Source organism: Modestobacter caceresii (assembly GCF_000761485.1).
GTDB lineage: Bacteria > Actinomycetota > Actinomycetes > Mycobacteriales > Geodermatophilaceae > Modestobacter > Modestobacter caceresii.
Genome location: NZ_JPMX01000049.1, coordinates 19,511 through 29,317 on the forward strand (window position 1 = coordinate 19,511; position 9,807 = coordinate 29,317).

The 9,807-nt window shown below is 71.2% G+C and carries 9 protein-coding genes; 5 read left to right on the forward strand and 4 right to left on the reverse strand.

Going from position 1 to position 9,807, the window contains the following annotated elements; all coding sequences use genetic code 11:
- Window positions 1–15 precede the first annotated feature (15 nt).
- A complete protein-coding gene (locus tag IN07_RS11710; protein ID WP_197058444.1) occupies window positions 16–1,017 on the forward strand; it encodes a LacI family DNA-binding transcriptional regulator in 1,002 nt (333 codons plus the stop codon).
- Window positions 1,018–1,188: 171 nt separating this feature from the next.
- Window positions 1,189–1,914: a class I SAM-dependent methyltransferase gene (locus IN07_RS11715; RefSeq protein WP_036336025.1), complete on the forward strand. Its 726-nt coding sequence runs from the start codon at window positions 1,189–1,191 to the stop codon at window positions 1,912–1,914.
- Window positions 1,915–1,984: 70 nt separating this feature from the next.
- On the opposite strand, the gene soxR is transcribed toward IN07_RS11715, so the two are convergent.
- A complete protein-coding gene (gene soxR, locus IN07_RS11720; protein ID WP_081975352.1) occupies window positions 1,985–2,446 on the reverse strand; it encodes a redox-sensitive transcriptional activator SoxR in 462 nt (153 codons plus the stop codon).
- Window positions 2,447–2,545: 99 nt separating this feature from the next.
- Here soxR and IN07_RS11725 point away from each other — a divergent pair, with 99 nt between their 5' ends.
- Complete coding sequence (locus tag IN07_RS11725; protein WP_036336011.1) at window positions 2,546–2,848, forward strand: hypothetical protein; 303 nt, start codon at window positions 2,546–2,548, stop codon at window positions 2,846–2,848.
- A gap of 134 nt (window positions 2,849–2,982) precedes the next feature.
- Here IN07_RS11725 and IN07_RS11730 read toward each other — a convergent pair whose 3' ends face one another.
- Window positions 2,983–3,738, reverse strand: a complete 756-nt coding sequence (locus tag IN07_RS11730; protein WP_036336013.1) for a class I SAM-dependent methyltransferase — start codon at window positions 3,736–3,738, stop codon at window positions 2,983–2,985.
- Between the two features lie 88 nt (window positions 3,739–3,826).
- On the opposite strand from IN07_RS11730, the gene IN07_RS26680 reads away from it, so the two are divergent.
- A complete protein-coding gene (locus IN07_RS26680; RefSeq protein ID WP_269429961.1) occupies window positions 3,827–3,955 on the forward strand; it encodes a hypothetical protein in 129 nt (42 codons plus the stop codon).
- A gap of 652 nt (window positions 3,956–4,607) precedes the next feature.
- The gene (locus IN07_RS11740; protein WP_231558184.1) at window positions 4,608–5,552 is read left to right on the forward strand and encodes a UDP-glucuronic acid decarboxylase family protein; all 945 of its coding nucleotides are present in this window, start codon (window positions 4,608–4,610) and stop codon (window positions 5,550–5,552) included.
- A 1,068-nt stretch (window positions 5,553–6,620) separates the two neighbouring features.
- Here the strand turns inward: IN07_RS11740 and IN07_RS11745 are convergent.
- Entirely contained in the window at window positions 6,621–8,753 is a 2,133-nt protein-coding gene (locus IN07_RS11745) for a SpoIIE family protein phosphatase (protein WP_052091167.1), read from the reverse strand.
- Window positions 8,754–8,941: 188 nt separating this feature from the next.
- Window positions 8,942–9,436, reverse strand: coding sequence for an ATP-binding protein (locus tag IN07_RS11750; protein ID WP_036336017.1), 495 nt, complete (start codon window positions 9,434–9,436; stop codon window positions 8,942–8,944).
- Window positions 9,437–9,807: the final 371 nt, after the last annotated feature.

Below are 9,807 nucleotides of genomic sequence, written 5' to 3' on the forward strand. Positions count from 1 at the left end.
GTGTAGGCTTCAGCCGTGCCCCGCAAGCCGACGATGCCCGACGTCGCGCAAGCGGCTGGGGTCTCGGCGATGACGGTCAGCTACGTCTACAACAAGCCCGACCGCGTCGCCCCCGACACCCAGCGCAGGGTCCTCGAGGCGGCCGACGAGCTGGGCTATGCCGGCCCCAACGCTGCCGCCCGCAACCTCCGACGTGGGCGGACCGGCAACATCGGCGTCGTCCTGGGTGAACGGCTGTCCTATGCCTTCGCGGACCCGCAGGCCACCGTCTTCCTGGCCGGCGTCGCCGAGGTGTGCGCCGAGCACGGGCAGGGGTTGACCCTCATTCCGGTCACCGGGGGCGCGAGCGACGTCGGCCGGGTGCAGCAGGCCGCCGTTGACGGCTTCATCGTCTGGACCACCACAGACGACGACCCGGTTCTCGCCGCCGTCCGGGCCTCAGGGCTGCCCGCGGTCGTCCACGGCGGGCCCGCGGTCGAAGGACTGCACCTCGTCGCCATCGACGACCGCGCCGCCGCGGCCGCCGTGGCGGCCATCGGCCTGCGCAACGCCACCGCCCCGGCAGTGGTCTCCTTCCCCCTGAACCGCGACCGTCGACCCCAGCTGCTCCTCGGACCAGATCCCCAGGCGGCGACCTACCCCGTGACCCGCGCCCGGCTGGCCGGCTACCGCGACGCCGTCCGGAGCGCTGGTCTCGACTGGGCCAGCACCCCAGTCCTCATCCTCGCCCGCAACGACCGCGCCGAAGCCACCCGCGCCCTCGATCAGCTCCCCTCGACCACCGACACCGTGTTGGCCATGAGCGATGAACTCGCTCTTGGTGCCCTGGATGCCCCGTTTCTGGACGCCTCCCGATTCGCTGTCACCGGGTGGGACGATTCGCCCACCGCGCCCAGGCTGACCACCGTCGCCCAGTCGTTGCGCGACCAGGGCAGCCAGTGCGCCCGGCTCGTCCTCGGCGACCCACCCGGACCGCCCCCCGCCTGGGAAGTGATCACCCGCGAAAGCGCCCGCTGACGCGTGAGCCTGACCTTCTCGTATGCAGGCCGACGGGCGAGTCCGGCTCGGAGAAGAGCCGGGCCTGGGAATCCCGCCCAGGAACCGGGAGCAGTGTGGTCGAGGAGGCCTGCCCCCGGGATGGGCAGAACTCACTCGACCGCATGCCTGGCACGTTTTAGCGTCCTCGCCGTGGTGGATGCGCTGTACTCGGATCCCAGGCTCGCGGTCCTTTACGACCCGCTGGATCCCGATCGCTCGGACCTGGATCTCTACACAGGGCTGGTCGAGGAGTTCGGCGCGCGCAGCGTGCTGGACGTCGGGTGCGGAACGGGGACGTTCGCCTGCCTGCTGGCCGAGCGGGGCATCGACGTGGTGAGCGTCGACCCTGCCGCAGCCTCGCTCGACGTCGCCCGCCAGAAGCCGGGCGCGGACCGGGTGCGCTGGCTGCTTGGCGATGCCTCATCGCTGCCACCGTTGCGGGTGGATGTGGTGACCATGACGGCGAACGTCGCCCAGGTGTTCCTCACCGACGAGGAGTGGACCTTGACGCTGCGAGCCGTCCGGTCGGCGCTGCGGCCGGGCGGCCGGCTGGTGTTCGAGAGCCGCGATCCGGCTCGCCGGGCATGGGAGGACTGGAACCGCGACAGCACCACCAGCTCTGCAGAGGTACTGGACATGGGCACGGTGACGAGCTGGGTGGAGGTCACCGAGGTCCACGAGCCGCTGGTGTCATTCCGGGAGACGGTGGTGCTGGGCGACGGGGCGGTGCTGAGCTCGGAGTCGACGCTGCGGTTCCGCACCCGCGGAGAGTTGCTGGAGTCGGTGACCGGTGCCGGGCTGATCGTCGACGAAGTCCGGGATGCTCCCGACCGCCCCGGCCGTGAGTTGGTGGTCATCGCCCATCGGCCGGGGTGACCGGCCGCAGTGGCGAACACCGCGGGAGCGTCCTCGGCGCGTCACGGCCGCAGCCGTACCCGGGCGAGGGTCAAGGTGTGCTGGGTGCCGCGCGGGGGGCCTGTGCCTGTCGGAGCAGGCGGGCACCTGGGCCCTCGGCGGCTGCCTCGTCGCCAGGGTTGTAGAGCGGGCACCGGTCGAGAGAGAGACAGCCGCACCCGACGCAACCGTCCAGGTTGTCACGGAGGGTGGTCAGTTCTGCGATGCGTGCGTCGACGTGGGAGCGCCACGAGGCGGACAGCGCCGACCATTCGGCGCTGTTCGGCGCGCGGTCGGTGGGCAGATCGGCCAGGGACTCCCGGATCCGGGCCAGGGGCAGTCCGACCCGCTGCCCGGCGGTCACGACGGCGAGCCGGCGCAACGTCCAGCGCGGGTAGCGGCGGTGGCGGCCCGCTGAGCGGGTGCTGCTGATGAGGCCGATCTCTTCGTAGTAGCGGAGGGTCGCCGGTGGCAGTCCGGCCCGGTGGGACAGCTCTCCGATGGTCAGCAGCACCGCGGCAGCCTGACGGCTGATGGGCTTGATCTCAAGCGCCCTTGAGATGTGAGGGTCGTCCCGGGCGACGCGCAGCGCGTCGCTGGACGAGGAGGACACATGTTCGCGGTGCTCTACCGGTGGCGGCTGCGGCCGGGCAGCGAGGAACAGTTCCGGGACGGCTGGGAACGGGTGACCCGCGCGATCGGCACCAGTTGCGGCAGCTTCGGGTCACGCCTGCACCGTGCGGCCGACGGCACGTGGGTCGCCTACGCCCGCTGGCCCGATGCGCCCACCAGGGAGCGCTGCGTGTTCGACGAACCCGAAGGGGAGAGGTTGATGTCGGAGTCGGTGGTCGAACGGTTCCCCGAGCTGACACTCGAGCTGGTCAGCGATCTGCTGGTCGAGCCGGTCGCTTCCTGACCTGAGTCTGTTGACCAGATGCAGGCCGTCAGCTCAGGGCCGGTGTCGGCCGCCCTGAGCTGACCTGCGTTCCAATGGCTCTGACCGGTTGAGCGGTGTCAGCGCCCTGAATGCTCACCGTCCGGCATCGCGCACTACCCCGCCGAGGGGATGGAGACGTCGTGCAGCACGAGGGTGGCGAAACCCAGCTGACGGCGCCAGCCGCCCAGCCAGGCGTCGCGGTGCTCGCGTGCGACGGTCAGCGCCTGGTCACGGTCGGCGGTCGTGGGGGCCTCCCGTAGGGCCCAGTCGACGACCGAGCCGGTCCAGGTGAACTCGTAGTCGTCCCATTCGGCCAGCGTGCTGGTGTGCCCGTAGGACGGCTCGAACCCGTGCTCCCGGGTGGCCCACACGAGACCGGCAAGATTAGGGAAGTCCTCGGGGGAGGCGTCGAGCGCGGTAAGGGCGGCCGTGGACGGGGTGCCCTCCCAGATCGTGTCACCGATCAGCGCCTGACCGCCGGGGCGCAAGTGCCGGCGTACGGCGGTCAGCATGTCCTCGAGTCCGCCGAAGGCGTGGCTGGCGCCGACGCACAACACGACATCAAAGAGCCCGTCGCTCCACGTTGAGGCATCGGCTTCGATCCAGCGCACCCGGTCGTCCAGTCCCCGCTGGGCGGTGCGCTCGGCTGCGGTGGTCGGCAGCATGTGGTCGATGCCGACACCGGTGAGCTCGGGCTGGGCGAGCAGCAGCTCCTGCAGCCACTCGCCCTCGCCGCAGCCGAGGTCGACGGCGCCGCCACTTGCGGGTGGGCTCAGCCAGCTGAGCAGGTCGCGCAGCCGCTCGGGGGCCACCGGTGCCGCGATCGGATGCCGCCGGTGAGCGATGTCGAAGATCTGCGAGCGGTCCACGCCAGCGGACGGTAGAGGCGAGCCCGCAGTCCGTCGACCTACTTAGCTACCCGCCCCCCCCCCGGACGGTGTCCACCGTGGCGTTGGCGTGCAACTCGGCGACGTGGCGGTCTACGAGGCAGCCGCACGGCTGGGCGACCGGCACGATGACGAGGTCCCGGATGCCGGCAACGCGGGCGTACTGCTCCTCCAGCCCGGTGGTCGGATGAGCGCATGACGGGCAGGCGGGGGAGTAGCCGGCCGGCCAGGCGAATACCTCCAGCGGCTCGCCGCCGCGACGCACTGTTCGGCCCAGTAGCTGGAACTCGGGATCGGCCAGCATCTCTGGTGCTGGCGTGAGCGACGGCTCGTCCGGCCGATCGTCGAGCCCTGGTAGCTCGAGGGCGGACTGCGCAGGCCCCACGCCGGCGTCTGTTGGGTCGGCCGGGCTGTTGGGCGCTTGCGCCAGGGCGCGCACCAGGGAGCTGCGGCCGACGCCGAGGGTGGCCTTTCGCTCCTGGCTAGAGCGGCTGGCCTCGGCGATGGTGACTACGACGCAGATGCACTTCTCGGGCGCACCGGGGGAGCTCGATGGGTTTGCGAGTTGGCGTGGCGGCTGATCAGCCAAGAGCGGGCTAAGAACTTGGATGCCTTCGGCGCCATGCGCGCTGGAGAGATTACGGGATGACTTCCCTTGAAAGCTGGTGAATCGAGACGGCGATGACCTCCCGCCGATAAGGCCCGTTATGTCGCTGGACGGAGTCGTGGCTGACGGCTGGTGGCCTTCGAGCCACCTGGCCCGGGGGCTGCTCCCCGTCCGGCGTGGGAGCATCTCGGCGGCCCTGCGTGCGCGCGCCGGCGGCTGGAGCTGAGCAACAGGAGGACGTCGGGTGCCGGAGAGCAAGCGGGTCATGGTCACCGGGGGTGCCGGCTTCATCGGCTCGCACCTGTGCGACCGGCTGATCGACCTCGGGCACGACGTCCTGTGCGTGGACAACTTCTACTCGTCCACGAAGTCCAACGTCGCCCACCTGCTCGGACACCCGCGGTTCGAGCTGATGCGGCACGACGTCACGTTCCCGCTGTACGTGGAGGTCGACGAGATCTACCACCTGGCCTGCCCCGCCTCGCCGATCCACTACCAGCGCGACCCGGTGCAGACCACCAAGACGGCGGTGCACGGCTCGATCAACGCCCTCGGCCTGGCCAAGCGGACGAAGGCGCGGATCCTGCTCACCTCCACGTCGGAGGTCTATGGCGACCCCGAGGTGCACCCGCAGACCGAGGACTACTGGGGCCGGGTCAACCCGATCGGCCCGCGGGCCTGCTACGACGAGGGCAAGCGGGCCGCGGAGACCCTGTTCTTCGACTACTGGCGGCAGCACGAGCTGGAGATCAAGGTGGTCCGGCTGTTCAACACCTACGGCCCGCGGATGCACCCGCAGGACGGCCGGGTGGTCTCCAACTTCGTGGTCTCCGCGCTGAACGGCGAGCCGCTGACCGTCTACGGGGACGGGGCGCAGACCCGGTCGTTCTGCTACGTCGACGACATCATCGACGGCCTGGTGACGATGATGGAGAGCCCGCGTGAGGTGACCGGGCCGATCAACCTGGGCAATCCCGGCGAGTTCACCATCCGGGAGCTCGCCGACCTGGTCGTGGAGCTCACCGGCTCCGCCTCGGGGCTGGACCGCCGGCCGCTGCCGGTGGACGACCCGACCCGCCGGCAGCCGGACATCACCCGGGCCCGGGAGTCGCTGGGCTGGGCGCCGACGGTGGAGCTGCGCGAGGGCCTGGAGCGCACGATCGAGCACTTCCGCACCGTCCTCGCCTGATCCATGCCGCGCGCGGACTCCGGCGGCACTGGCAGTCGGTGGCCCGAGTCCTACGTTGTGGGTGCTGTCGGACTCCGCGAGCTGCAGGACCGCAACCGCATCGACTCTCGAGTGCCGCGCTGAGGGCTGTCCTGGACACCAGCGTCGTCACCGCCCGGGACGTCGGCCCACTTGCTGCGAGCTGGCCGTCCGCGCCGCACGCTGGCCGAGCTGCACTTCAGTGTGCTCCCTGCGGTGCGAGCCGAGCGGCTGCGGCGGCTGTCCGTCCTCCAAGGGCGGTTCGACGCCCTGCCGTGGACGAAGCGGTGGCGGCCAGCTACGGGCAGCTCACCGCCGCAGTCGTCGCTCCCGATCGTCGACCTCGTGCCCGAGCGATGGACCTGTTGACCGCCGCGACCGCGCATGCCTACGGCGCACGGCTCTACACCCGCAAACGCGGCTGACCTGCAGGGGCGGCGGTGAGCGCGTCGTGCTGCAGAGCTGGGTCCTGCTTGAGGGTGGACACCCGGCGTAGCCGATCATGCTCACGCCCGCAGGCTGGCGGGAGCGGCCCACGAACGTCAGACGCCGGCAGATCTGGGCCGTTGATTTCGGGCACCGGTTCTCGGCCGGTTCACCGTGCCTCGACCTGCGCGAATGCACCAGATACTCCATTGAGTTGAGTGCGGCCCAGAAACGCGTGTTTCTGGTCCAGTGCGATATTGAGCGCACCGTTGGTGAGGCGACCCCGTTGTTGGCGCGTGCCGGGCCCGGCGGTGGGGAGGGTTGGGGTCTGACCAGGCCAGCCGCTCGGGTAGTCGTTGTCATCTGGCGCGATCCCGGTTCACTGGGAGGAGCGGCCAGAGTCCCGGGCGGTCGTGAGGTCCTCGCGCGCCGGGACTACCGGTTGTGTGGCTCTGGCTCGTCGCTTGCCGCCCAGCCGCTGCCGGCGCACACTTCCTCCGGGCGTAGCCCCGGCAGCGTTGCCGGACGAGCGCGCCCGCCAACGTTGACACCCACCGTCCCGGCAGCGGTTCGGGCTCGGGTGTTCCGCCGGACAAGTCAGGGTCAGGTGGCGGACGGTGTGGGTCAGTCCGCGGGGACGTTCGGTGGCACTCGGTTCGGGCCGGCCTGGGTCGGCCTGGGTCGGTCCTGCGGGTGCAGATGGACGGCGATGAGGGCTACGTCGTCGCCGGGGTTGGTCGGCAGCATGCGGCCGAGCACCTCGTCGCACAGGGTGTCGAGGTCGGCGCCGGCCAGCTCGCCGAGGACGGTCTGTAGCCGCTGCAGGCCGTGGTCGATGTCCTCGTGCCGGCTCTCGACCAGCCCGTCGGTGTAGAGCAGCACGACGCTGCCCCGCGGCAGGGTCACCTCCGACTCCCGGCGCGGTGCGTCGGGGGTGACCCCGAGCAGACGGTCCGGTAGGCCACCGTCGAGCACGTGCACCTGCCCGTCGGGAGTGATCGCCATCGGCGGTGGGTGGCCGGCGTTCGACCAGCGCAGCCGGGTCAGCCCAGCGGCCTTCTCCTCGGGCGTCTGCTCCACGCGCGCTACGACCGCGGTCGTGAGAATCTCCGTCTGCAGCGTCTGCATCACCCGCTCGACCTCGGTGAGGACCACGGCGGGACCGTCCCAGGCCCGGGCGGCCAGGGCTCGCACGATGGTGCGCGCCTGGCCCATCGCCGCGGCGGCCCGCACGTCGTGACCGACGACGTCGCCGATGACCAGCACCGTGTCACCCGAGGGCTGCAGGAACGCGTCGTACCAGTCCCCGCCGACTTCGGCGGCCTGCGCCGCCGGTGAGTACCGGACCACGATCTGCAGGTGATCGGGCGCCGGCGGCGGGGTCAGCAGTGACCGCTGGAAGCCTTCGGCCCGGCTTCGCTGCTGCCGGTACAGGCGGGCGTTGTCCAAGACGACGCCGGCGCGGGCGGCGACGTGGCGGGCGGTGACCAGATCGGCCTGGGTGAAGGCGCCCCGGTCGGCACCCGTGCAGAGGGTGAGCAGCCCGACCGGGCCGTCCCGGCCGGGCAGCGGGAGGACGGCGACCGACTCCGGTGCCAGCTGCCGCACCAGGTCGCGCACCGGGCCAGGCCGCATCATCGGCTCGGCCTGCGCGGTCGCGTTCTCCGCCAGCAGCTGCAGCTGCCCGGTGGCCATCGCCCGCACGAACAGGGCGTCGTCGCGCAGGGCGCCCAGCCGGGTCTGGGCGTAGGCGTCCACGGCGGGACGCAGTTCGGGATCGTGGTGCCAGGACGTCACCTTGCGCAGCGCACGCCGGTCGCCGCTGGCCTGCTCGTCGTGGATGAGGGTGACGATGCACCAGTCGGCGATGGCGGGCACGACCAGCCGGGTCAGCCGGCGGGCGGCCTCGTCGGCGTCCAAGGTGGCCGACAGCTCCTCGGCGATACGGGACAGCAGCCGTTCGCGCTCGGCGGCACGCTCAGCCAGCTCCCGTTCCCGACGGCGGGCAGTGATGTCGATGAAGTACAGCGCCAGCCCGTCGCTGCTAGGAACGGCGCGGACCTCGACCCAGATGTTGAGCGGTTCGGGGTAGTGGGCCTCGAAGGTGACCGGCTGGCCGGTGTCGGCGGCACGGCGGTAGTTGGCCTCGAACGCGGTGCCGGCGGTGGCCGGGAACGCCTCCCACAGCGTCCGCCCGAGTAGCTCCGCCCGCGGCATGCTGGTGATCCGTTCAGCTTCGGCGTTGAGGTGCGTCAGCACCCATCCCTCGTCCATCGCGATGAACCCGACCGCCATCGACTCCACCAGCTCAGCGAGGCGGTCCTGGGCCTGGCGGCGGGCCGAGATGTCCCACGCCGCACCCAGGAGGCGGACCGCCCTGCCGGTCTCGCCGGCGATCGCGCGCCCGCTGGCGGCGACCCACCGCTGTTCCCCGCCGGGCAGCAGCACGCGGTACTCCGCGGCGTACTCGCCCACCGCCTCGATCGCCCCCTCCAGCAGCGCGCCGACCGAGCCGACGTCGTCGGGATGCAGCCGCGCGGTGAACGCCTCGAACGTCTGGTCGAAGGAACCGTCGGCGTAGCCGAACAGCTCGTCGAGGCGGGCGTCCCACGCCAACGTGCCGGTGACCAGGTCCCAGTCGAAGGTGCCGATCCCGGCCGCCTCGATCGCCAGGGTCAGCAGCTCCCAGTCGGTGGCCGCGGGAGCACCCACGAGGTCGGCTGCCTTGCCCGCCGCCCCATGTTCGTGGTCGCCCATGTCCCCCGTCTTCCGCCGGCACGTCCGGGCAGGTCCGGAGTCTCGTCCATTGTGGACGACGGACCGCCACGCCCCAGTTCCTGTCACCACTTCCATGCGCCCGTCGGCGTCACCAGCGGAACGTGCCTAGCCCGATGGTCGGTTTGACCGACCGGGCACCGGATGCAATTGCGTGGCCGTCCAGCTGCTCAGTAGTCGAGGCGGGGTGTCTTGCGGAGCCGCGCGCGGGGCAGGACCGGATCGGGATCCGGCTGGGGCTCGACCGGCAAGGCCGCCCACACGTGCTTGCGCACGCCCCGTAGGTGGAAGCCGTGCGATCCGGCGTACGCGGCCACCAGATGCAGTCCCATCCCGCCGTAGGCGGGATCCCGGTCCACGGCCGTCGGAGGCTGATCAACGGCTGCGTCGCTCACGTCGAGGAGGAAGCAGTCCGCACTGGCGGTCACCTGCGCGTGCACCGGTCCCCGGCCGTGTCGTAGGGCGTTGCTGACCAGCTCGTCGAAGGCCAAGATGACGCGCTCGGCGGCGGCGGAGTTCGCATCTGGCAGCCCGCCGTCAGCGTTGAGGCGGGTCCGGAGCTGTCTGCGGATGGCCGGCAGGTCGGCGACCGACCCGACGTCCCACGCCCAGACCTCACCCGACGCGGGCGGAACGGGCGCAGAAGTCCAGTGGGGTGAGAGCAAGCGGACCTCGGCTCGGGACGGTCGGGGTCCGTAGGGGCACCAGGCGTCGAAAGTTCTCGACGCTCACGAACGGACTGTAGACGCCGTCATGGCCGTGGGGTAGGTGGCGTGCCACTGAATGAGGTACCGCGCGTCGCGCCGCCAGATGTGCGCGGTCGCCGCCCTGCTTCGCGATGTGTCCCGAGGGCCGCCGCGGTCGCGGGGTTCAGCTACCCGTACCGACGGCACAAAGCGCCCCCTCAGTACCACCGGCGTTCGTCGGCCCGAGAACGGTCGGGTAGCGGTCAGTCCGCTAACGGGGTTGGACACACCCGGAGCCTGACCCGGTTTCCCGGACACCTGACCTGAGGCGAGAATCGCCTGGGAGAGGA

Bases quoted from the DNA above. Each gene is read 5' to 3' on its own strand.
- IN07_RS11745 (WP_052091167.1), bottom strand. From the start codon at position 8,753: ATGGGCGACCACGAACATGGGGCGGCGGGCAAGGCAGCCGACCTCGTG.
- IN07_RS11725 (WP_036336011.1), top strand. From the start codon at position 2,546: ATGTTCGCGGTGCTCTACCGGTGGCGGCTGCGGCCGGGCAGCGAGGAA.